Raw genomic sequence first — 23,206 nt, 5'->3', positions numbered from 1 at the left:
GCAGCGACTCGATCATCTGCCTGACTCGGCGCTGGCGGCGCCCACGCGCCTGTGTTGGCCGAGTGGCAGCCGTTGGATCACCGCTCTGCTGACAGCCAGGGACTGGAACAGGCGCTCGTGAGCGACGCACGGCAACCGACGGCCTGCCGTCCCACCCGCATGCAGGATGGTGACGAGCTCAGCTTCGCCTTGCGCATCGACGACTGCACGTATGCCGCCGTGGTCCAGCAGGTCACGTGCAACGTGGGCGTCATCGAAGGCGACGGCCTGGTTGATCAGCTCCGCAGCCAGGTTTCGTACCCCGGGATGGGCTACTCCGCCAGCCGCGTCGATGATCGAGAGTCCGAGGCGGGTGTGGAAGACGGCAAGGCTGGGTGTGGGCGTTAGCCGTCGGTAGCTGTCGAGCAACGCGTCGAGGAAGGTCTCCTCGCCGGCCGCCTTGCCGCACAGGTAGTCCAGGCATGCGGTGACGCTCTGCTCCCACGGCTCGCCGCAGGCGGTCTCGGCGACGAGCGTACGGGCGTGCTCGATCTCGCCGGCGGTCGCGTGGGCGATGACCGCGACCTGGCGTCCGTCCAGCATCCGCCGGCCGATGCCGTTGTGCCGCTGGAGGTGGTCGTAGGCCTCTTTCCACCGGTCAGCGCTGGTGAGCGCGCGAGCACCCTCGGCGAGGAGCACGCTCCACAGCCATTGCCGTACCTCGCGATGGTCTTCCGCAGTCCGGGTCAGTCTGCTCGCCAGCAGAGAGTAGCCGTCGATCAGCGCGTCGGTGCGGGATGAGGCCGCCTGAAAGAGGTCGGTGAGGAGCCGAAGAGCGGCGTCTCCGTCGCCGCTTCTGATGTGCAGGCGGGCGAGGTTCACCAAGGGCTCCAGGGCATGACGCGCGGCCTGCGTGCCCAAGGGGAAGGCGCGCAGGTACGCGTCGGCATGCTCGTGGCACCACTGCCGGGCCAGCTCGGGCTGGCCGCAGTCCGAGGCGATCAGGGCCGCCCGGTTGTATACGGCTGACGCTGCGGTCATGTCGTCCTCCCGATCGGCGCGGTTGGCCAGGGTACGCAGGTCATCGATGCGAGCGGTCAGGGCTTTGGCGATGGGCCGTGGCCTGGCTACGAGGGGAAACCGCCGGAGGATCGGGCTGTTCGGGTCCACCGGTCACTCCCAGGTGACGGTGATGGGGTGGTGCGAGCTGGGGAGGACGAAGCGTCCGGCCGAAGGATCCGCCTCGACGGGCGCGTCCGAGATGTCGAAGCGGACGGTGCGGGAGCGGTAGTCCGCGTCCCAAGTGCGGATCTCCTCGCTGACGTGCTGGGCGAGGTCTTTTCCGCCGGGCCCGTGGCCGATGACGCCAACCTCGTACATCTTGCGGCCGTCGGCGGCCGGCGGCGCGGGTCGGATGGTGAGGTAGGCGAGGTCCGCGCCGCGGGTGGTGGCCATCGCGCCCCACGGAAACATCGGGGTGACGGTGCCGCGCTCGATGCTCGCGGGTCGGACGTTCATCCGCATGATGGCGTTGTCGAGGCGGCAGGCGAGCCAGAGGTCCATCCACTCGTAGGGCACCATCGGTGGGAAGAGGACGTCGGTCCACATCTCTTGCCGCTCGGTGTCCAGTACGCCGGCGAGTGCGGCCGCGTCGACCTCCTGGTCTTTGTGCACCTGCAGGGTCACGTCCTGCTCCGGGCTGAGGGCGACAAGGCGGCGGGCGTCGTCGCCGATGCCACGCAGCGGCATGAAGACCGCAAGCTCGCTGCCGTTGTCGCGCCAGCCGCCGGCGTGCCGTTCGAAGATGATCGAGCGGGATGCGGCGCCGCGGAGCCGAAGCGGTACGACCAGTCGCCCGTCCGGCGCAAGTTGCTCCAGCCATGCGGTCGGCGTTTCCCAGGCGCCGACGGTGGCGATGATCCGGTCGTAGGGTGCGCCGTCGGGGTGGCCGAGCGCACCATCGCCGTGGACGACCTCGACGTTGGCGACGCCGGCGGCGGCAAGGTGCTCGCGGGCTCCGGCGACGAGGTCGTCGTCGACGTCGATCGTGACGACGCGCCCGCTGTCACCGACGATGGCTGCCAGGAGGGCCGCGTTGTACCCGGTGCCCGCGCCGGCTTCGAGGACTCGATGGCCGGGCTGGGCGTCGAGTTGTTCGAGCATCATCGCCACAATCCGGGGCTGCGAGGCGGCGCTGATGGAGGTGCCGCTGCCGTCGGTCTTGGTGTAGACGGGACCGTCGACGTAAGCCTGCTGCAGAGGCACTCCAGGCAGGAACAGGTGCCGCGGGGTCCGGCGCATCGCGGCCTCGACCGCGGGCGTGCGGATGACGTTCTCAGCGCGCAGCCGGTCGGTGAGCTCGGTTCGCAGGTCGGTGGGTTCACGAAGCGTGGTCACCCGGTCGACGCTAGTGGTCGGGGGCGTGGGTGCTGAGGTCGACATGGTGCTCCTCGTGGTGGTGTGGAAGACGTTCCTCACCGCGAGCGCGGCGAGGGTGGACTGATCTCGTACGGACAGGCCCATGCGGTTGGCGTGGAAGATGACGTGGTGGGCGAGGACTGAGCGCAGCCCTCGTCGGAGGCGGCCCTGCCGCGCGAGGTCAGCCAAGGCTTGGCCGGCGTTCTCGAACGCGTCGAGCCAGGCGCCGTAGCCCATCAGTGGGCCGCCCGAGTCGGGCTGGCTCAGGCTTCGGGCGTCGACAGTCATGAGCCGGTTGATCGACCGGGTCAGGGAGGCGGCCTGGTCCTCTGCTGGTATGGCGGGGGAGGGACGCAGCTCGGTGACCTTCGCCCAGACGTCGCCCTGCTCGTACCAGTCGAGGCCGGCGCTGCGCATGAGGACGCTGCAGAGCAGCACGGCGGATTCGCGCCTGCCCAGCACAGTTGGAGCGGCAGCAGGTCGAAGCAGTAGGTGGTGGCTGTCCTGGTGGAACAGTTCGTGGGCCACGTGCATGCCGGCCGTACCGCCGAAGGCCAACATCTCGGGTTCGTAGACGCCGCGGGTCCAGTTGATGATGCCGTCCTCGATGGCGAGCGTCTCCAGCAGGTCTTCGACGAGGTGCGACGTCGGGTCGTCGGCGACGTACCGCCACCGCCAGGTGGGGTACTTCCGGACGTACCACCATCCGTGCAGGACGCCGTCGTTCTGCGCGGCGGTCAGGGCGGGCGCCAAAGCGGAGGCGGCGATGTCCTCGGCTGCGGATGGGGTGGGGAACTCGACGGTGTACTGCCGCCAGGCGGGTGTGGGCATGGGGCTCGACGTCCTCACGTCAGGGGATGGGCGGGTCGGTTGGTGAGCAGGCAGGCATCCCAGGAACTGCTCGCCGTCGCTGCGGTGCTGCAGCTCAGCGCGGCCAGGGCGACACCAGCAGCGCCTTCGAGTAGTCCTGGTCGTGCCGCGTCGGAAACCAGAGCGGCAGCCGTGCGCCGAGGGTCGGCGCCCGACGGACCGATCTGGTCGAGAAGGCGGGGGACCAGGGCACGGAGATGCTCCGCGACGTCGGGCAGTGCGTCGGCAGCGACGCGGTGAGCGATGTGGGCCAGGCCGGCATAGCCGTGGCAGAGAGAGGGGTCAGTGGTCGCAGCGAGCTGGTGCAGGTCGGCGAGGGCGCAGACGAGTGCGCCATCGGCAGCCGCACGACGGACGGGATCGTTCAGCGCGAGGGCAGCGAGCTGCTGGGCGCGTGCCAGGCCTGCCGTGCCGTAGCACCAGGACGGGCGCTGGGTGCGGAGAACCTGCGCGTGGTCCGCCCGCAGCTGCGGCCTGGTGATCCAGTACGGCCAGATGGGTCCGCCGTCGGTGTCGCTACGCCATCGGTCGAGCCAGGCGCAGATGGTCGAGATGGCGGTGAGCTGGCCGTCGACAACGACGCCGTGCAGAGCGGCGAGTGCCAGTAGCGCCATGGGCCCGGCGATGCCGTGCGCCATTCCGCTGTTGCCGTGACCGCCGGGGAACCGGGCGTCGGCGCGTCCGGAGGGGCTGCTACCGGTCCACCAGCCCGGTAAAACCTCGCCATCGGGGTGTAGGGGCTGGGTCAGCCGGACCAGGTACTGGAAGACCGCACGCAGTTCCGGCCCGTCGGGCGCTCGGCGGAGCAGGTACGCGCCGACTCCGGTGAGCCCTCGGATCGCGTCGAACTCAGCGAGAGCCGGTAGCTTGCGGGCGTCGATGCGGGCGTGCGCGGCGTGCACACGGCGTCGGGCGTCGGCTGCAATCGCCGTGTCGAGGCCGTCGAGTGCCCGGGCGTACGTGCCGGGTTGGTGGGCGGCGGCGCAGGCGAGGACATGGGCCAGCGCGGGCGCGCCATGGAAGGGGTGGCTGTCGGCGCCCGCTGTTACCGGGCCGCTGGTAGCGGCGGCCAGCCAGTGATGGGCGCGTTGCCACGGTCTTAGCCCCGCCGCTGCCAGCTCCACGTGCAGCAGCGCGATGCCGGGTACGCCGAGGGCGAGCGACTGCCGCCACCAGGGTTGGTGGATCGGCAGGCTGGGATCGTTGGGATGAGTGAGGAGGTCGGCGACCGCGACGGCCAGCTCGTGGCTTTCGTACGCGAGGCTCATGACCGACTCCGGGCGAAGTAGGCCAGGGCGGCGGCTCGGGCGAGGTAACGGCACTGGTCCTCGTCGTCGAAGTCGATACCGACCGCGCGAATGTAGTGCGCGTGCATCAGCGAGCCGAGGACGTCGTCGACGTCGATGCCGTCGGTGTGCGGGCCGGGCAGGTGAGTCCGGTAGACGGCGAGGGCTACGTCGCGGTTCTTCCAGGCGTCGACGATGGCGGTGCCGCCGGCGGCCGCGCGAAGCGTCGCCCAGTCGCCGCCGGGGTGGGCGAGGTGGACGGCTTCGCGGAACAGCGGCCGGGGGACCGGCTGGGGTGCCGTGGCGGGCACGTGGTCGACCAGCCAGCGCATGCCGGCGTCGACGCTGCCGGTGAAGGCGACGGCGATGGCCGCGGTGTGCGCGGCGACCAGCGCCTGTCGGCTGGGCCGAACGGGTTGGCGCAGTTGCGTCAGGACGGAGTGGGAGTCGGCGATGAAGACCGCCTCGGCGGCTTGCATGGCGGGGCCGGATCCCCACCGCCCGGTCTCCGGGTAGGAGGTGGCGTACTGCACCTCCCGCAGCAGCCCACGCCGGTGCAGGTCGTCGGCCCACGCGCTGATGCGCTCGGCTGCCGGTCCAAACGCGGATACGTCGGGTAGAGCGATGCGTAGACGCAGGTGCTGGTCGGGGTCGCGGAAACGGAGGAACCACCAGTCGGGCGGGGCGTCCCACTGGGCGATCAGCCGCGGGAGGTGTTCGGCCAGGAGGAGGTCTTGGCGGCGGATGTCTCCGTACAGCTTCGCGAGCAGGATCCGGGATGAGGCCGGAGCCTGCCCCTGGTCGCGTCCGATGACGCGGGCCGGGGTCGGCGTGGGCAGCGGCGGCCAGGGTGGTGGTTCGGTGGCGTGCAGCGCCACGATGACCTCATGCGGGCGGCCGCCGCACCAGCCGAGGTTCTCTGGGGCTGGTGCCTCCACGAGGACCGCTCGCGGTGCGGTGAGCAGGTGGGTACGCAGCAGGACGCGGTGCGCCGACTCATCGAGATCCAGGGGCAGGCGCCGGTCGGCCTCGACCAGGTGCACCAGGCGCGGTAAGCGCCGGCGAGCCCGCCATTCGTCGAGGGCGTCGTCCCAGGCGTACCAAGGTTGGTGTTGGTCGGGCAGCTCGGCGGCCTCGAGCCGCCAGGTCGCCGGGGCCAGGATCGCCCGCCCGTACCGCACCCGGGGAAGGAAGGGCAGCTTCGCGCGAGCGGCGGTGCCCCAGTCGAATGCCGTCACCTGGGCGCACTGGGCGCGCCCGAGTTCGATGAGGAACCGGGCCAGCGGCGGCGTGTGGGTTCGCAGGTTCAGCGCATGCAGGCCGACCGCCTCGATCCGGTGACCGCGGTCCGGGACCGCGAGGTACATGCGCCGGCCGTCGCACCCCACCGCCAGGTCGCCGACGGTGAGCACCGCGCGGCTCGGCCACCGGTGCTCAGCCAGGCTGATCACCGTCGGTAGCACCTGGACGGCGCGCGCGACGTGCGCGGTGCCGGGATCCAGCGGGGGGAACGACACCTGAGCGGCGACGGTGTCCCGGTCACTGGCGGGCAGGTCGGTTAGGCCGGCGCCCAACCTGCCCGCGTCGGTCAGGCGCAGCACACTGAGGAACCGGCCGGTCAGCCCGCCGGCGGCCCGGGACACGGAGGTGACCTCGAGGGTGAACCTGCCGCGCGCGAGGTCCTCCTCGTCGGCAGCCTGTACGCGTACGCATGCCTCCAGGTGCGGAGGTAGGCGCAGCCGCTGTGGGCCCAGCTCCAGCTGCGCGATCAGCGCCTCGTCGAGGACGACCTCCATCGTGCCGTCCAGTGCCGCACGCTGTGCCACGCTCAGCAGTACCTCGTCCCGCCGCGAGATCGGGGAGCGAGGCTCCGCGGCGGGGCTGCCCGGGTAGCCGTCCGGCAGACCAATGCCGCTGTCCGGGTCGACCACCTCCCGCACCGGCACTAGCGACCCGATCCCGTAACGCTCGTAGAATCGCTGATGGTAGGCCCGCCACGCGGCAGTGCCGTATGGGTACGCGCTCAACCGCGTCAGCACCAGCGCGGCGCGTTCCACCTCCGTCGCCACCTGGTCGGGGAGCGTCACCGAGGCGTCCAGTCGGAGATCCACCGCAAGCGGCTCGTGCGCGGAGAGCGCGAGGCTCCGCATCCGAGAGGCGACCAGCCGCCGGGCCGCTGGGGCATCCCCCGGCGGGGCGGAGTTGTGACGCTGCAGCCCGGCATGGACTTCCTGGAGCGAGCCCATGAAATCAGCGATGGGCGTAACTGTCCCGGCGCCGACCTCATCCAGCTGGCGCAGCAGGTGCCCGAGCGCGTCTGGCTCCGTACTGGGAGCGTGCAGGCTCGTGATGAGGGCGCCGTGCGCGATCAGCTGGGTGAGCATCGCCATGACGACTGCCGCCGACGCCTGTGGAAACGTCTCACGGACCTGCGAGGCGAGGACCTCCACGCGGATCGGGCTGTGCGCCGCGTCGATGGCGGCGCGTACCGGTGCTGAATGGCGCAGGGAGACCTCCACCGCGCCCAGCTGCCCGTCGATTCCAGGATGTGGCTGGTAGGGGACGATCAGCCGGTCGTCGCGGACCGTCAGCGTGCTGTTCGCGACCACTGAAAGGCGGGAGAGCAGCTCGGGGCAGCGTTCGAATTGGGCGATCACGTCGGTGAGCCAGCCAGCGCCCGCCCGGGCGATGGCCCGATGGGCGGTGCCCCAGCGGGTGGGTGCCCGCGAGCCGAACACAGCAGGTGCCACGCCGGCGAGAAGACCGAACGGCGTGGGGCGACCGAGCAGACGCTGGGCGTACCGGGCAACGGCGTGGACCGTTCGCCGCGCCTCCCGTACCGAAGGGGATTCCTCCGCGCAGAGCTTGCTGACCTGCTCCGCCAGCACCGGACTCGAGAGCGTCACCGCCTCGGCCACGGCATCGATTGCCCAGACCTGCCGTAGCCAGCTGACCCAGGACGTCACGAGCTCGGGGCGGGGTTCGGTCAGGTCCGGCCACGGGGGCAGCTCGATCGCCGGATGGGCGACGGCGCGGACAAGCGCCGTGCTCATCGATCTATAGGCGGGAGACTGCGCGGATCGGCTCACATGATCACCTCGGCGAGACAGGGGTTGCCCGGCCGGCACCGACATTCGTGGCGGCGCCGGCCGGCCTTGCGGAGCCCGTTGATCAGGCGACGTTGGTGGTGCAGGCGGTGCAGGTGCTGCCGCAGCCGTCGTCGGTCAGGTTGACCAGACCGGCGAGGTCCGCCACCTCCAGCAGGCTGACGTCGAGGTCGAACTCGTCGTCGCTGCCGGTCGCGCTCAGCTCCAGCGTTCCGATCGCCATGTGTTCCTCCTTCTCGGTTCCGCGGGTCGCCCTGACCCGCCATGAAGCTCGGCGTCCGTACCTCTGGGACGGTCGCCGCTACCGCCGATACAGGCGGAGATCGAGATGCCGACGTTCCTGGTGCTACTTCCGGTGGATGACCACCGTGTCGTCGGAAGCGGAGCCTGTTGCCGGCGGTACCAGCCGAAGGACTGGGGTGGGTCGAGGGTCACCAGGCCGACGTTCGCGAGCGGGCGCTCTGCCAGCCGAAGGCGCTGGCCTCCGGTAGGTGGCGAGCACTCGCGCTGCCCAGGAGTAGTACTCGCAGGGGAAAGGCTTGAGCTGACGGAAGTAGACGTAGCAGCCGAGGCAGAAGCCCCTGTCGTCTCGGTGGATGTCCAGGACCATGCGCGCGGTCGCAAGGAAGTCGCTGTCCGGAGGGGCCTGCGCGTACTGACTCTTGACCACACCGACGGCCTTCACGGCGTTCCCTCCAGCTCCACGTCACCGGTCGCGTCATCGATCCAGATCAGCTCCGCACTGTGGATGAGTTCGCAATGCGCAGCTCTGCTGCAGACGGCGACCGCCTCGTCGTTGATGCTCACCGAGACGGCGGATCCGTCGGGCAGCTCGATACCCCAGGCGACAATCACTCGGCTGTCATCGCCGTCCGGATAGCGCACCAACGCGAACCGGCGCGGAACCTTCAGGTGCTCCCTCGTCATGAATTGCTCCCGCAGAGAGGCGGTGCACAGCGATAGGGACCTGCTGCCCGTGAGAGCTGCTGCTGACGGAGCTGTCCGCGATGGCGTGCCGGCGCGCGAGGGCACCGGCACGCCACCACGGCACCGGCGGTCTGGCCCGGGAAGGCACGGGGGACGGCGATCCCGAGCGACTCGGACCTCCGGTGAGCGCGGGCGGGAGGGCGGCCGACGTCTCGGGTCAACGCCTGCGTGCTCTCCGACCGCGCACTGGTCCGAGGCGAGCGGGCCTCATGCTCAGCACTCACCCCGAACCCGTCCGGGCCAGCCTCCTGACGGCCGTTGCTACCTTCCGCCGGGGTCGGCACCGGAGCTTGCTCAGCCCCGGCTCCCGGGCCCTGCACGAGAACCTGGCGGTGGTAGTGGCGTCGAACTGGCATGCCAAGGACCCTGGCCGATGTTGCTGTCGCCCAGCTAGCCAGTGGTGAGCGCCTCATGGTGGGGCTCTCACGGTGAGACGGCGGGCCGTATCGGTACTTGTCAAGGCCGGTGAGACCAGTGGGTGTTACGCCGCTTGGGGTAGTGGTTGATCGGTTGCTGGTTTGGGCGGGTTGATCCAGACGGCGTCGGGCAGTTGCAGCGTTTTCGGTCTGGGTCGGCGGGAGAAGCGTTCGGGGTGGGCGGTCCAGGCGGTGTCGAGGGCCTGCTCGCGTTGCTTTTGTTGGGTCGCGGCGTGGCCGTAGTGGACGTCGGCGGGGGTGTGCAGACCGATGCCGGTGTGGTGGTGTTCGTGGTTGTACCAGCCGAAGAACGTGTCGCAGTACGCGCGGGCGTCGGCCAGGGATCCGAAGCGTTCGGGGAACGTGGGGTGGTACTTCACGGTCTTGAACGCGGCTTCGGAGAATGGGTTGTCGTTGCTCACGCGGGGGCGGGAGTGCGATCGGGTGACGTGGAGGTCGGCCAGCAGCGTCGCGACGCGTTTGGAGGTCATCGAGGTGCCGCGGTCGGCGTGCACGACCTGCGGGACGCCGTGCACGGCGATGACCTCGGTGATGAAGTCGTGGGCGGTCTCGGCGCTCTCTCTGGCAGCGACGTGGTGCCCGACGATGTACCGCGACCAGATATCGATCATGACGTAGGCGTCGTAGTACGCGCCCTTGGTCGGGCCAGGCAGTTTCGTGATGTCCCAGGTGAACACCTGCCCCGGGCCGGTGGCCGTCAACTCCGGGCGGGCCCGGGTGGGGTGGCGGGCTTGGCGGCGCCGGTCGACGACCTGATCGTTGGTGCGCAGGATGCGGTAGAGGGTGGAGATCGAGGCCAGGTAGACGCCTTCGTCGAGCAGCGTCGCGAACGCCTCGGTCGGGGTGGTGTCGACGAACCGGTCGCTGTCGAGCACCGCCAAAACGTGAGCGCGTTCAGCGTCGGACAGTCGGTTCACCGGCGCCGGCCGCGACGCTGGCGCACACCCACCAGGGGTGCGGGCGCGTCGGTGGGCGGTGCTGCGGGCGATCCCGGTCAGCCGGGCCGCACTGCGGGTCGACGTCGCAGCGGCGAGCAACTGGGTGTGGGCGTCGGTCAGGGCTTGGTCGGCTTGGTGTCGGTGTCCGCGCTCTCGGAGATCTCGGCCAAGAGCGCGTGTGCTGATCCGAAAATGAACCGTGAGTGGGCAGGCGTCAGCGTCCCGGCGGAGCCGGGATGGATCACGAGATGGCTGGTCAGGCGGCTGACGCGAGCGTGACGGTGTAACCGAGTGCTTCGAGTTGGCGGACGTGGTTGCGTTTGCGGCGTTCGGGGTTGACGCGGGTGTCGTAGAAGGCTGAACCGAGGTCGGTGAATCTGGTCGTCGGGTCGGCCAGCAGGTGCCAGACGACGGTCAGGATGGATCGGCCGACAGCGACGATGGCGCGCCGGTTGCCACGGCGTCTGGCGATGCGCCGGTAGCGTTCGCCGAGGAAGGTGTCGGTTTTGCCGGCGGCGACTGCGGCCTCGCCCAGTACCCGGGCCAGGTAGGGATTACCGTGCCCGGTGAATCCGGCGCCCTTCTTCTTGCCAGCGGATTCCTTCACACCCGGGGCGAAGCGGGCCCACGACGCCAAGTGGGCGGGAGTCGGGAACCTGCTCATGTCCACGCCGATCTCGGAGATGATCACGTGGGCGGTGGCCGGACCGACGCCGGGGATCTCGTCCAGCCGCCGACCGGCATCGATGAACGGGCCGATCTGTTCCTCGATCCGCTGGTCCACGTCGGCGATATCCGCGGTGATCGCGTCGACACGGGCCAGCATCTTGGCGAGCAGGAACCCGTGGTGGTCGGTGAAGCGCCCAACGAACGCCTCTTCCAACTGTGTGATCTTCGTGCGGAGCCGGCTACGGGCCATCTGGGCCAGGGCCTTCGGATCTCGCTGTCCGGCGATCAACGCGGCCATCATGTCTCGGCCGGACAACCCGAAAATGTCGCTGGCCACCACGCTCAACTTGATCTGCGCGTCTTCGAGTAGTTTCTCGACCCGGTTGCGTTCCGCGGTGCGCGTGGAGATCAGATCGACCCGGTACCGGGTCAGGTCCCGCAGTTCCCGGATGGGTGCCGGGGGAACGAAACTCGGCCGGATCATCTGCCGTTCGGCGACCTTGCACAGCCAGACCGCGTCCAGCCGGTCCGTCTTCGGACGCCCCGGCAGATGTTTGACGTCCTTGGCGTTGACCAGCCACGTGTCGAACCCGGCCGCCTCGAGCAGGTAGAACGCCGGCTTCCAGTAGTCCGAGGTCGACTCCATCACGACCCTGGTGACACCCAGTTCGTGAAGCCGGTCCGCCATCACCAGCAACGACCGGGTCATCGTGGAGTGTGTAGACACTTCCTGCCGCCGTCGGCCCCCCGGCCCTTGGCCAGGCACCCTCACGCAACACACCAACTCTGCCTTGCCGATGTCCAGCGCCGCGATCCGCTCGATGATCTCCTCGTTGTTCTGAGTCGACTCCAACACCCGGTCCTCCCCACCCTCGACGTTCACGAGAGGCCGCCCGCAGGAGCTGCTGAAGACGAAGGCGAAGCTGATCCGCGTGCTCGAAGCAACAGTGAAGGGCCCATGGCGCAGCTCCCCGCACCCGACTTTTCCACGGCCTCAAAGACCAAGCGCACACGGAGTCGGCGGGCGACCACACCCATTTTCAGCCCGGAACGGGCCCGCCCACAGGGCAGGAAGCAACTTTTCCCATGATGTCCAACGCCGCCTCGGTCCGGGCGATCTTCCGGTTCGCCAGCTCCAACTCCCGGCGCAGCCGAGCGATCTCGGCCTGTTCCCCACTCGGCCGCCCGACGCTCTGACCGGGCTTCTTCCCCTCCAGCAGACCAGCGTCACGGGCGCGGCGCCACTCACTCATCAGCGACGAGTACAAGCCGTTACGGCGCAGATACCCGTTGCCGTCACCCTCGGCGACGGCCTGCTCGTATCCGGCGAGCAGCCGCAGCTTCTCCGCCGGAGGAAACGACCGCCGCCGTGGCCGATCTGCGCGAGGTCCCTCACTCGTCATGGCCCCATCGTGCCCGACGGACAGTTGCGCGCTGGAAATCGTCATCGAGAGAAGATCCATCCTCGCCCCGGGAGGGCTACTTGCTCTGAACCCCTGGTCTCACCCAACCCTGACACCCAGGGTATGGCTGCGGTAGGGCGGACATCTCGCACACGGCCGACTACTGTGCGCAGTAACCGCGGTGGGAAGGAGTGACAATCCATGCAGCGGGTCGTCAGGCCGCAGTGGTGGCACGAGGGCACCTACCGCGACGTCGCCATACGGGTACACCTTGCTCGCCACGACATCGGCGCGGTCTTCGGCTTCCTCAAGGAACGCGGCTTCAGCTGGTCCGCCATCGCGAGCGCAACCGGTCTGGGTGCCAGTCGAGTCTCGGAGATTGCTGCGGGCCGCCGCATAGTCACCGACTACGCCGTGCTGGAGCGCATCGTCGAGGGACTGTGCATTCCGCGCCACTACATGGGGCTCGCCCTCGACGAGCAGGCGCTTCACCACCGGCAAGGGGCATCGCTCAACCCAGCCTGCGTCGCCGCGCCCCTCGATCCCCGCGAGCTGCTCGGCGTCGTCGCAAGCATCGCGGTAGGCGCCATACCCGCCGGCGTAGAGCGGTGGCTACCCAACTCGCACGAGGTTGCCGTTCCGGCCGCCGTCGGCCAGGACGAAGTGGCCACCGTCCGTGCCGTGACCGCCTTCCACCGCCGGCTCGATGCGGCAGCCGGAGGAGGCCGCTGCCTGCAATCCGCACGTGGGTACGTGGCCTGGGCGACGCAGCTCCTGCAGATGAAGTGCACCGATCTGGTTGCTAACGAGCTGCGGGCCTCCCTCGCGGAGCTACACAACCTCGTTGGCTGGGTGGCGCACGACCTCGACGATCACGACATGGCGCGCCGGCACCTCACCCAAAGCCTCGTCCTGGCGCGGCAGACCGACGCGCTGCCGCTGCTGGCCAACTCGCTGTATCGCCTGGGGCGGGTCAGTCTGCACCAGGAACAGCCGGCCGAAGCGCTGCAACTGTTCGGTCTCGGCCAGCTCGCAGCACAGCAAGCCGGCTGCCATGCCAGCGTCGGCATGCTCCACGCCAACTCCGCGTGGGCCTACGCGCTCCTGGGCGCCGACCATCAGGTCGTGGATAGCCTGACCCGGGCACGACGTGAGCTTGATCAGGCAGATCTGGACAGCGCGCCGGCCTGGACCCACTTCGCCCTGACCGAGGCAGAGGTACACGGAATCTCCGCCGTCGTCTATTCCGCCCTGGCCCGGCACCCGGAGCACGTCCGCTACGTAGACCGAGCCGCTGAGCATTCCCACCAGGCGGTGCGTCTTCGCCGCCCGCAAGATCGCCGGTCCTTCATCTTCGACACCATCTCGGTCGCCACCGCGAGTATCCTGGCCGGTGATCTCGCTACCGCTGGCGAGTACGGGATGAAGGCGGTCGGGCTGGTGGCGGACGGCATGCGATCGGCTCGCGTCAACGATCGTCTGAACGCACTGTGGGAGCTTGCCGCGCCGCAGGCCGAGCGGGAACCGGCGCTCGCTGCTCTCGGCAGCCGGATCGCGGAGCTTCAGGCGGTCTGATGACCACCGCACTTAGCGATGCTGTCGCCTCGGAGATCCGTGGGCACTTGAACGAGGTCTGTGCTCAGATCGGCGTCGACCCGGAGAGTGCCAGCCTCGTCAAGTACACGATGAACGCGGTGTTCGTGGCGCCGCCGTTCGTGATCAGACTTGCCGCCGGTCCCCATGCTGCGACGCTCGCCCGCCGGGTGGTGTCGGTCGCGGCGTCTCTGGAGCAGGTTGGCATGCCTACCGTGCGGCTGGCCTCCGGGGTGACGTCTCAGCCGGTCTTCAGCGGGGACTGGGTCGCCACCGCATGGCAGTACGTCCCGACCGCCAACGACGAGCCCATGCCGGTCGACCTCGCTGCGCCACTCCGTGCGCTCCACAGCCTTGACGGGCTCGATGTACCGTTGCCCCGCTGGTCGCCGATCGAGAAGTTTCGCCGGCGCCTCGATGCTGCCGCAGCGCTACCACCCAAGGAAGCCGGCGAGCTTGAACAATGGTCGAGGACAGAACTGGGGATCCCGGTTGCTGACCTGCTGCGTGATCTTCACCTGCGCTGCGACGAGGTAGAAGAGGATCTCGATCGGGTCGTGTGGCGGCTGCCGCCGGGCGTCATCCACGGGGACGCGCACACCGGGAACATCCTCCTGCCGGCACCAGGTGATGGTGCGGCCGCTCGCCCGGAGCCTCTGCTCTGCGACTTGGACGGGATGTGCATCGGTCCGAGGGAGTGGGACCTCGTACCGACCGCCCACGGAGCTACCCGCTTCGGGCGCTCAGCCGCCGACTATCGGAACTTCGTTGATGCCTACGGGGCCGACATCACCAAGTGGGCGGGCTGGCCGATCCTTCGCCGAGTACGGGAGCTGCAGTTAGTTACCAGTACCATCGACGCGCTCGCTGGCCGTCCCGACGTAGCCCACGAGCTGGCCCATAGGCTTCGGTCACTCTTCTCGGAAGACCTCAAGGCCACATGGCGTCGCTACCGGTAGTGACTGGGGTGACGAGGCGGAATCAGCCATCGCCAGAGGGCGGCCCAGGAGCTGTGCGAGCGTGCCCGGCGCAGCCTCCCCAACGATGCGGCATCAACCGAACGTCACCCTATCGGTGGGACGTACGTTGAGCTGGCTCTCTGGTGCGCAGCGTCGATGGCTGGTGGCGTTCCCTGCTGTCCGACGGCGACCGGCTAGCCTGACGCCATGCAGGAGGGGCGCTGGACCACGGTTACTCCGTCGCAGTTCGAGCATGAGCGGGAAGCGCTCGAACACATTCGCGGCTTGCTACCGGACTCTGAGCCCTATCGTGCCTGGTCAAACTTTACCTTTACGGCCGAGACCGGTCACGTGCACGAGGTGGATCTCCTCGTTGTGGCGCCGGGTGGCATCTACCTCATCGAGGTCAAGAGTCTGCACGGCCGGCTCTGGAACAGCGGTTCCACCTGGATGCTCAACAACCAATCGGTGCGTACGTTCGACAACCCTCTGCATCTGGCTGACAGCAAGGCGAAGCGCCTGCGCTCGCTGCTGACCGCACAGGTCCACCGATCCGGCGGTAAGGAACGTATTCCCTTCATCCAGGGTGCGGTCTTCCTCTCGGTTCCCAGTCTGCAAGTGGCGCTGGACGCGCACCAACTGCACTGGGTTTTCGGTCCGGAGCAGGCATCGGCTGAATCGGCAGCCTTGCCGGGAGTCTGGTCGGGTCTACTCGGCCGCACACCGCGTGACGAGCCGCAACGTCAGCTCACCGCGGCAGCATCGCGTGCACTCGGCAAGCTGTTGGACGGGGTGGGCGTCGGCCGCAGCCGCCGGTACTACCAAGTCGGTTCCTGGAAACTCGATGGCAAGCCGTGGGACGTCGGCCCGACCTGGCAGGACCACCTGGCCAGGCACACGCAGTTTCCGAAGGAGCAGCGGCGCGTCCGGATCTACCTCGTAGAGCGCAACTCCGCGAAGACGGTGCGGGCCAGCATCGAGCGCGCCGCCCGTCGCGAGATGCTGGCGCTGCACGGCATCAGCCATCCTGGCATCGTGCAGGTCGACGGTATGGAACCGCACGAGGGCGGACCCGCGCTGATCTTCCGGCACGACCATCAGGCGATGCGTCTGGACCATTTCATGGCCCAGTACGGCGAGAAGCTGGAGATTGGCACCCGGCTCGACATGATCCGTCAGCTCGCCGAGGCGATGGCGTACGCGCACGGGCGCAAGCTTTACCACCGAGCGCTTGCGGCGCGCAGCGTTCTGGTCAAGCCTGGACGGGCACGTACGGCGGGCGAGAATCCGTGGGCCGACCCGCAGTTGCAGATCAGTGACTGGCAGGCGGCCGTCCGGGAGAGCGAGTCGACCAGCGGGGGGTCGGGGATCGCGGCGACCGCGACCCGTGAGGGGGCCCACCTGGAGCGATCGGCCGAAGCCTATCTCGCGCCCGAGTTGAACTTGGCCGAGACGGACCCGATCGCTCTCGACGTCTTCGGCCTCGGAACCCTCTCCTATCTGCTGCTTTCCGGCAAAGCGCCAGCGACCAGCCGGGCTGAGCTGATGACGCGACTGGCGAAGGAGAACGGCCTGCGTCCGTCGGCCGATGCCGACTCGGTCTCCGAATTCATGGACGAGCTGGTCCAAGCCGCGACGGCCCCTGTTCCAGCTCGGCGGCTGGCCACTGTCGCCGAGGTGCTCGACCTGCTCGTATGCGTCGAGGAGGAGCTGACTGCACCGGCCGTCGAGCCGGTGCAGGCAATCGACCTGCTCGAGGCACGCCCCGGTGACGTGGTGTCCGACTGGAAGATCAAGCAGAAGCTCGGCACTGGCTCGACCTCGCGTGCCTTCCTGGCGGAGAACCTGCAGACCGGAGCCGAGGAGGTCCTCAAGGTCGCGCTCTCCGACGAAAAGCGCACTCGGCTGGAACACGAGGCCCGGGTGCTGCGAGGAATTAGCCAGGATTCCGGTGTCATCCGCCTCGCTCGCGAGGAGCCGATCGAGATTCCCCCGCGAACGATGATCGTCCTCGAACACGCCGGATCGGTCACGGTTGCCCGCAAACTGCGTGAGGACGGCCGGCTCACCGTTGACGAGCTGGAGACATACTCCGACTACCTCTTCCACGCCGTGGACCATCTGCAGGGCGAGGGCGTCTACCACCGCGACATCAAACCGGACAACATCGCCATCCGAGTCCGCAAGAATCGCACCCGGCAACTAGTGCTCTTCGACTTCTCGTTGTCAGCAGCTGCGGTGACGGAGGTCGAGGCCGGCACTCCTGGCTACCTCGACCCCTTTCTCGGCACGCCGAACCGGCCCGTGTACGACGACCACGCCGAGTGGTACGCGGTCGCGGTCACTCTGCACGAGATGGCCTCCGGTGAACTGCCTATGTGGGGAGACGGCAGCACCGAGGTCCGATTCACCGAAGGGCCACCGACGCTGGCGGTCGAAGCGTTCGACTCAGCAATTCGTGAAGGCCTCGTCGCCTTCTTCTCCCGTGCGCTCGACCGCGACGCAAAGCGCCGCTTCCCCACGTTGCGCGAAATGCGCGCCGAGTGGCAGCAGGTCTTCCGCCGTTCCGACCGGACCGCGCCCGTCGGATCCGTGCACCCCGAAGATGAAGATACGGCGCAAGAGCGCGACGCAGCCGCCGGGCGGGCGACGCGTGTCACCGTGCTCGAGGCCTCCGGCTTGACTCTCCGTGCAGTCTCCGCTGCGCACCGGCTCAATGCACATACCGTCGGTGAACTCTTGGCACTGGGCTCCAAGGACCTGTTCACCCTGCCCGGGCTCGGCGCCAAGACCCGCGGCGAGCTGCAGCAGCGTCTCAAGCAGTGGCGAACCAGGCTGCACGAGCAGGAGCTGACGCCGGTCCCCACAGTCGAGGCTGAGCCCAAGCCCGCCAGCGGGACGAACGAGCCCAACAGGAGGGAACTCGCCCGCATCGGTCTGGACGGAGTCGTGGCCCGCCTGGCTCCGCGAGCCCGCGGGCGAAACCATACGGAGGTGGAAGCCGTCCGGTTGCTGTTGCGCCTGCCGGACGCGGCTGGCGTGCTTCCCGGCCTGCCGTCGTGGCCGCAGCAGCCGGCTGTCGCCGCACGCCTCGAGGTGACACCGGGCCGGATCGCGCAGATCCTCATGGACCAGCGCAAGCGGTGGCGTTCCGATCCCTTGATCCGCAGCGTCTACGACGAACTCGTGGACCTGCTCGCGGCCAACGGCAGGGTGGCGAGCGTTGCCGAACTCGCGGCGCATCTGCTGGCTCGGCGTGGCTCCTCCGCATCGGACGAGGGGCTGCGTGCGGCGATGAGCCTGGCAGTGGTGCGCGCCGCGATCGAGATCGACCCGGCGGAGGAGCCCCGTTTCCTCACCCGGCGCCACGGCGAGCTGCTGCTGGTCGCCTTGGAGGTCGGTCCGGACGATCCGACCGACACGCCGGCGGCTCCGGCCCTGCTCGACCACGCCGATGCCCTCGGCAAGGTCGCCCAGCGGCTGGCCGGGCAGGAAGTGCTGCCGAGCCCTGCGACAGTCCTGCGCGAGCTGAGCGCGGTGGGCACCAAGGGCACCAAGGTGGGCATCAATCTGGGTGATCGGCGTACGGTCCACCTCGCCGCCGCCGCATCTGGAGTCGCCGCGGCCTCGCCTCGCCTTGAGATTTACCCGCGCGACCTCGACCCGGTGCGCGCGCTGCGGCTTTCGCAGGCAGGTGTCGTTCCCGCCCAGTTCGGCGAAGGTGATGACCCGGGGCTGACTCCGCTTCAGATCCAGGAGCGTGTCCGCGCCCGCTTTCCGGAGCTGCCGCCGCTGCCCGAACACCCCGCCCTTCATCACCTGCTCACCGCGGCCGGGTTCGATCTGACCTGGCGGGGCAGCGGATACCGGCGGCGCAAGACCGAGGGCTCGTCGGTGCTCGCGACCTCAGTGCGCAGGCGTTCAACGGCCACGTCGGCGTCGCCGTGGACGGTGGACGAGCCGACCCTCGCCGAGGCGATCCGCGCCGAGCAGCGGTTGGGTTCAGCCGGTCAGGAGACCGGCTTCCGGGCCTTGACGGTACGCACGGACCGGGTGCGCCCAGCCGTTGATGCGCTCGTCGGCCGTTTCGCTGCGCAGCATGTCTCGGTAACGGCACGCTTCCTCGTGCACCTGCGCCGACTTGTCAGCGCGCGGTCGAAGCCGACCTGGCGAAAGGTGCTTTCCGCGGATGCCGCAGACCCGAACTCGCGCGATGCCCTCAAGCTTGCCGAGTTCACCCAGCGGGCGTGGCAGAGCCTGCGCCCGGAACTGCTCGGTGCGATCGAGCGCGGCCGGCCGCTTCTGCTGGACGATGGCGCGACGCTGGCCCGCTATCGTGCGATGGGCCTTCTCGAGGAAATCGCGCAGGCCGCGCGCGACGGTGCCGGGCCGGTCTGGGTGCTTTGCCCGGCCGAGGACCCGAGCCAGTTGCCGCGGCTGGATCACACGGTCGTCGCCGTCCCGCCTGACGAGTGGATCACCCTTACCGACGAGTGGGCCGACAACAAGCACCGCAGCCGTCAGGCCTCGTAGTCGACGCCTGAGGGATGAACGGGCGGCACCTTCACTCCCATGCTGTGCATGAAGGCCCGTTCACTGGCGGCGAGGAAGGCCCGGCGCTCATTGACGAACCCCTCAGCGTCGCCGGCCAGCAGGCGAGTCAGCGCCGAGATGGGGATGCCGTGACTCGTCACCACCTCACGAAGGGTTCGAGGGGGCAGGTCAACCAAGTCCTGCACCAGCGACACAGACTTGGCGCCGGGCAGCAGAAGGTGATTGGCGGGGCTGTCCGAGCCGCTGGCCATGATCCGACGGTACGCCGCGTGCCCAGACCGGACGTAGAGGTCGACCGCATCGATCACCGAGCCGTCGAGATCCAGGCGACGGCCGAATTCCCTGAGCTCCCACAGCAGGTAGGCGCGAACCCTGGGGGAATCACGAGAGAAGCGGTCCGGCAAAGGCTGGATCGGTGGAGCGACCGCCCGATCCGCTCTCGCGGAGGCGAAGCTCGGGGTAGACATCTCCGCGACGATCGACTCATGGCGTTTGCCGAACGGTAGCCACATCTCGCCGGTCCACGAGGTCAGCCAGAACCAGCGGACGAGGGATTCCGTCGTCTCACGACTCGGCTCCGGAGTGCGGTCATAGGCGGTTGCCAGCGACACCAGCTGTCCGCCGTCCGGAAGTAGAAGGCAATGGGGAACCCCGGCTTCGTACCGTAGGAACTGAACCACGCGCGCCAGAGCCAGGTTCGTCCGTTCGGCGATCTCGTCGAGTCGCCCCTCCAGCAGCGTGGCGATCTCCTGCCATCTGGTGAGCCCCGCCGCCTGGGGACCGCCTCCGATCTGGAGGAAGGTCCGAAACAGCAGGCGGGAGTCTACGGTGCCGAATCCACTGGCTGCGATGTTGTGCCGAAGGGCGTCAATGCGGTCGGTCAGGCTCTCGTCGGTGGATCGGTAGGTCAGCGCTGACACGAACTCGTGCGGTTCAATGCGCCGACCGCCGCTGTTTAGCCGGGTGAACGCCTCAACAGCATGGGTGAGGTCGCCGCCGATCAGACGGATCACTGCAATCTTGTAGGACTTGATGCGTTGCGCAAGCCACTCAGCTTCGTCGATCAGAGCGTCAGCCTCGTCCGCGATCTTCGGATTGCGTGTCACTGCTCGCGCATACGCAAGGAAATCCATGGTGCGCAAGAGCGCCTGCAATGGCAGAAGGTCCCCGTTGGCCGTCGCGACACTTTGGCCGGCATGCGAAGCGTGCCGGAAACGGAGACGTCGTGTTTCGGCACTCTCGCCCAGCTGGCGGAAGATGTGCCACTGCAGGTCGTCCGGGCCGGCCGGTGCGGGGCGCTTGATCAGGGTCCCGAAGAGTGTGGACAGGCGTTGGTGGCCGTCGAGCAGGTAGGAGACAGTGCGGTCGGTCGGAGGCGGGGGGATGTCGATCCCGGCGACAGTATCGAGGCTCGGTACCTCTGTGGTGGTCTCCCAGATCAGGATGCTGCCGATCGGGTACCCGCGCTCGATGCTGTCGAACAACTCCAGCATCTGATGTGGTTCCCAAACGAAGGGGCGCTGGAAGCGGGGGACGCGTAGGCGACCGGCGGCGATGTCATCGAGCAGCGTCTCCAGCAGCACAACCTCGGGCCGGACTACGCCCTGCTCGTCGAAATCGGTCACTGTAGCACTCCTAGATCAGGCTTTCGATGAGCGCCAGCAGCTTCCGCAGATCCTCTGCCGCGTCGGGGTCCATCGCCTCGAAGTCCGCCGCGCAGAGGTCGTGCCGCATCTCGAACATCTGCTCCAGCACCTTGCCGCCGAACCCGGGATGCAGAACGCGCCGGGTGTCAGCGTCGAGGTCGTCAAAGAAGCCCTTCTGTTCGGCCTTCTCCGGTCTAGTGAAGCCCTTCTTCATGTCGAAGTGGGCGCGCTGGCGGGGGACGAGCCGCTCAAGGTGTTGCACCCGAAGCTCGGCTTCGCCCCTTTTGCCGATGTTGGCGAGCACGAGGTTGGGCGCGTAGTTCTCTGCCTCCCGCAGAAGTAGCACGTGCGCCGGTATGCCCTTCTCGATGAGGTCGCTGGCCTTCGGGCGGTTGGGGCCCTCATGGTCCGGTGTCAGCGAGTCGCTGTCGAAGATCGCGACCACTCGAACGGTGTGGTGAAAGTGGCCGGCCTCCTCCTCCGCGACAGCCGGCATCGACCCGGAGCCGCCGCTGTGCCGGAACTCGGCCCACCTGCTTTCGAGGGCCTGCTGAATGCGGTGGGCACGGAACGCGTGGATGACCGTCTGAAGGAAGGACTTGTCGCCCGGGATGTTTTCGATGACCACAACGGCGGCGCGGGTCAGGTCGGACGCGTGCTCGGGAAGTTGCTCGCGCTCGACGAAGAGCACCCCGCCTCGCTGCGCGGTGCCGGTCCACGCCAGGCTCTTGACGGAGGCTTTCTGGGCCAGGTCGAAGTAGATTTCGGCCAGGGTCGGGTGGTGCTTGTGGAGATACTCGGCGATGTTGTCGACGATCTCGATGTCGACTATCCAGTCGTGTCGGCGCTCGTCGAAGGCGGCCAGCAGCTTGCTGGCGGCGGCGATGTGATGAGGCTCGGGATCAGCGGCGGTGAAGATCTCCGGGGCTAGTTCAACCCGCATCGGCGGCCCTCCTCGTCCGCTGTGCCCGGGCCAACTCCCGGGTTTCCTCGAAGTCCTCGGCGAAGACGCCCTCCGGCCAGTAATCGAGGTTGCCGCTCTCGTCGATGTTGATCCGGCGGGCAGAGGACACACCGTCCTCCTGCTCGACGAAGTAGACAGCGACTGTCGCCGGGTCCAGTCCTTGCGCGATGTGCCGACGCAGTCGGAGCAGGAATGTTTCGCTGTGCGTTTCGATGAGGAACTGGGTGGACTTGCGTTTGCGGACTGCGGCAAGGAACAACTCCGCCAGGTCTGCGTGCGCGGCGGGATGCAGGTGCAACTCCGGCTGCTCGATGATCTCGAGAACCGGCCGGTTCGGTGGCGTGACGTCGTCCAGGGCCCGCTGAACCAGAATAGGAAGCATCTGCGCCACCCCGGTCCCGGTGTCGGCCAGATTCACCCGAATCGAGTCGTCCCGGGTCGAGACCAGAACCACGGATCGCATTCCACCTTCCGGCACCACGTCCACGCGCCAGCCCGGTAGGTGATCCTTCACGTAGGTGTTGACCTGATCCAGCAGGCGGCCCTCACGCCGTAATTGATCATCGGCCAGGATGCCGGCGGTGTTCTCGCCGGTGATGCCCACCTCGGAGGTCCACCGGCCGGGCAGCCGATAGCGGCGTCGGGGCCGTTCTCGGAACGGTCCGAGATACCTAACAGCCGGAAAGGCGCCGAAAAACGCGACAGTCGCGTCGTGCACCGCACGCGAGACTTCAGGCGGAACGCCGGGCCAATTCTCGGGGCGGCGTGGCAGAAGCCCGTGGAATGCTATCGGGACCCTGGTCCACGCCTCGTCACCGGCCGCGACCGTGTAGGTGAGCGGATGCTTCGGGGGATCGTCGAGCTCCCACTCCAACTGGCAGATATTTGATCCGCCGACGCTCAATTCGAGGCTTTCCACGACTTCGGTGTGGTGGTCGCTCAGGTGTAACACTGTCGCCGTGACCCTGATGGCCCCGAGCTGGGTGCCTACCTCCAGTTCGACCTCGATCGACCCTCGATGGACTCGAGATCCGTTCACCAGATCGGTGAAGGAATCGATCATCTCCTCGCCGAGCGGATCCAGGTTGAGCGGCTCCGATGCTGCCGTGAGGATGCCGGTGCTCAGGATGAGCGGAGCGCGGACCAAGGCGCTCTTGCCGGAGTTGTTGCGGCCGAGGATCACCGTGAGCGGGGCGAGAGCGATGACCTGGCGCTTGGCGAAGCCGCGATACCGGCCCAGAGCCATCTGGACGAGAGCCATGGCGGTCACCATAGTGGACTTTCTCGGGCGGCGGGCACGGGCTGGTGGCGTGGCGTAATCGCATCACCGCGTCGGGGTGGCCGGGCCTCCGCAGGGCGGCCAGAGCGCGAAGTACCTCGGCCAGGGGATCGAAGC

At 68.3% G+C, this 23,206-nt stretch carries 13 protein-coding genes and 2 pseudogenes; 3 read left to right on the top strand and 12 right to left on the bottom strand.

All coding sequences use genetic code 11. From position 1 onward, the window contains the following. Window positions 1–12: 12 nt before the first annotated feature. The 9 genes and pseudogenes from GA0074696_RS20425 to GA0074696_RS20385 all read right to left on the bottom strand — a co-directional run. On the bottom strand, window positions 13–1,149 hold the full coding sequence (locus GA0074696_RS20425; protein ID WP_088962587.1) for a hypothetical protein: 1,137 nt from the start codon (window positions 1,147–1,149) through the stop codon (window positions 13–15). A 3-nt stretch (window positions 1,150–1,152) separates the two neighbouring features. Then, window positions 1,153–3,228: a methyltransferase, FxLD system gene (gene fxlM, locus GA0074696_RS20420; RefSeq protein ID WP_088962586.1), complete on the bottom strand. Its 2,076-nt coding sequence runs from the start codon at window positions 3,226–3,228 to the stop codon at window positions 1,153–1,155. Between the two features lie 14 nt (window positions 3,229–3,242). Beyond that, window positions 3,243–4,535 carry a lanthionine synthetase C family protein gene (locus tag GA0074696_RS20415; protein WP_088962585.1) on the bottom strand — a complete coding sequence of 431 codons (1,293 nt, stop codon included), beginning with the start codon at window positions 4,533–4,535 and terminating at the stop codon, window positions 3,243–3,245. Beyond that, the gene (locus tag GA0074696_RS20410) at window positions 4,532–7,606 is read right to left on the bottom strand and encodes a lantibiotic dehydratase (protein WP_088962584.1); all 3,075 of its coding nucleotides are present in this window, start codon (window positions 7,604–7,606) and stop codon (window positions 4,532–4,534) included. Before GA0074696_RS20410 ends, GA0074696_RS20415 begins: the two co-directional genes overlap by 4 nt. A gap of 118 nt (window positions 7,607–7,724) precedes the next feature. Further along, window positions 7,725–7,883 (bottom strand): FxLD family lanthipeptide, encoded by a 159-nt coding sequence (locus tag GA0074696_RS20405; protein WP_088962583.1) that lies wholly within the window; start codon window positions 7,881–7,883, stop codon window positions 7,725–7,727. A 458-nt stretch (window positions 7,884–8,341) separates the two neighbouring features. Continuing rightward, window positions 8,342–8,587, bottom strand: coding sequence for a hypothetical protein (locus GA0074696_RS20400; protein WP_088962582.1), 246 nt, complete (start codon window positions 8,585–8,587; stop codon window positions 8,342–8,344). 541 nt (window positions 8,588–9,128) lie between these two features. After that, window positions 9,129–10,205: pseudogene (locus GA0074696_RS20395) on the bottom strand (transposase); the annotation flags it as partial. 73 nt (window positions 10,206–10,278) lie between these two features. After that, complete coding sequence (locus GA0074696_RS20390; protein ID WP_088962580.1) at window positions 10,279–11,547, bottom strand: IS110 family RNA-guided transposase; 1,269 nt, start codon at window positions 11,545–11,547, stop codon at window positions 10,279–10,281. Window positions 11,548–11,770: 223 nt separating this feature from the next. Beyond that, window positions 11,771–12,094: pseudogene (locus tag GA0074696_RS20385) on the bottom strand (IS3-like element ISAar46 family transposase); the annotation flags it as partial. 201 nt (window positions 12,095–12,295) lie between these two features. Between GA0074696_RS20385 and GA0074696_RS20380 the strand changes: the two are divergent. The 3 genes from GA0074696_RS20380 to pglW all read left to right on the top strand — a co-directional run bounded on the left by GA0074696_RS20380 (window position 12,296) and on the right by pglW (window position 19,179). After that, complete coding sequence (locus tag GA0074696_RS20380) at window positions 12,296–13,669, top strand: tetratricopeptide repeat protein (RefSeq protein ID WP_088962578.1); 1,374 nt, start codon at window positions 12,296–12,298, stop codon at window positions 13,667–13,669. Next, on the top strand, window positions 13,669–14,646 hold the full coding sequence (locus GA0074696_RS20375) for a phosphotransferase (protein ID WP_088962577.1): 978 nt from the start codon (window positions 13,669–13,671) through the stop codon (window positions 14,644–14,646). Before GA0074696_RS20380 ends, GA0074696_RS20375 begins: the two co-directional genes overlap by 1 nt. 207 nt (window positions 14,647–14,853) lie before the next feature. After that, window positions 14,854–19,179 carry a BREX system serine/threonine kinase PglW gene (gene pglW, locus GA0074696_RS20370; RefSeq protein ID WP_088962576.1) on the top strand — a complete coding sequence of 1,442 codons (4,326 nt, stop codon included), beginning with the start codon at window positions 14,854–14,856 and terminating at the stop codon, window positions 19,177–19,179. Here the strand turns inward: pglW and GA0074696_RS20365 are convergent. The 3 genes from GA0074696_RS20365 to GA0074696_RS20355 are packed head-to-tail and all read right to left on the bottom strand — an operon-like array spanning window position 19,167 to window position 23,071. After that, window positions 19,167–20,825, bottom strand: a complete 1,659-nt coding sequence (locus GA0074696_RS20365) for a DUF262 domain-containing protein (RefSeq protein ID WP_088962575.1) — start codon at window positions 20,823–20,825, stop codon at window positions 19,167–19,169. The two genes, pglW and GA0074696_RS20365, sit on opposite strands and share 13 nt — an antisense overlap. 10 nt (window positions 20,826–20,835) lie before the next feature. After that, entirely contained in the window at window positions 20,836–21,789 is a 954-nt protein-coding gene (locus GA0074696_RS20360) for a hypothetical protein (protein ID WP_088962574.1), read from the bottom strand. Then, window positions 21,779–23,071 carry an AAA family ATPase gene (locus GA0074696_RS20355; protein ID WP_172894358.1) on the bottom strand — a complete coding sequence of 431 codons (1,293 nt, stop codon included), beginning with the start codon at window positions 23,069–23,071 and terminating at the stop codon, window positions 21,779–21,781. The genes GA0074696_RS20360 and GA0074696_RS20355 overlap by 11 nt, the downstream gene beginning before the upstream one ends. Between the last annotated feature and the right edge of the window lie 135 nt (window positions 23,072–23,206).

The sequence above is a fragment of the Micromonospora purpureochromogenes genome, from assembly GCF_900091515.1.
GTDB classification, from domain to species: Bacteria; Actinomycetota; Actinomycetes; order Mycobacteriales; family Micromonosporaceae; genus Micromonospora; species Micromonospora purpureochromogenes.
This window is presented reverse-complemented; position numbering and strand designations above follow the sequence as displayed.

Coding starts and splice junctions, on each gene's coding strand:
- fxlM (WP_088962586.1), bottom strand. CDS start 3,228: ATGCCCACACCCGCCTGGCGGCAGTACACCGTCGAGTTCCCCACCCCA.
- GA0074696_RS20415 (WP_088962585.1), bottom strand. CDS start 4,535: ATGAGCCTCGCGTACGAAAGCCACGAGCTGGCCGTCGCGGTCGCCGAC.
- GA0074696_RS20410 (WP_088962584.1), bottom strand. CDS start 7,606: ATGAGCACGGCGCTTGTCCGCGCCGTCGCCCATCCGGCGATCGAGCTG.
- GA0074696_RS20405 (WP_088962583.1), bottom strand. CDS start 7,883: ATGGCGATCGGAACGCTGGAGCTGAGCGCGACCGGCAGCGACGACGAG.
- GA0074696_RS20400 (WP_088962582.1), bottom strand. CDS start 8,587: ATGACGAGGGAGCACCTGAAGGTTCCGCGCCGGTTCGCGTTGGTGCGC.
- GA0074696_RS20380 (WP_088962578.1), top strand. CDS start 12,296: ATGCAGCGGGTCGTCAGGCCGCAGTGGTGGCACGAGGGCACCTACCGC.
- GA0074696_RS20375 (WP_088962577.1), top strand. CDS start 13,669: ATGACCACCGCACTTAGCGATGCTGTCGCCTCGGAGATCCGTGGGCAC.
- pglW (WP_088962576.1), top strand. CDS start 14,854: ATGCAGGAGGGGCGCTGGACCACGGTTACTCCGTCGCAGTTCGAGCAT.
- GA0074696_RS20360 (WP_088962574.1), bottom strand. CDS start 21,789: ATGCGGGTTGAACTAGCCCCGGAGATCTTCACCGCCGCTGATCCCGAG.
- GA0074696_RS20355 (WP_172894358.1), bottom strand. CDS start 23,071: ATGGCTCTCGTCCAGATGGCTCTGGGCCGGTATCGCGGCTTCGCCAAG.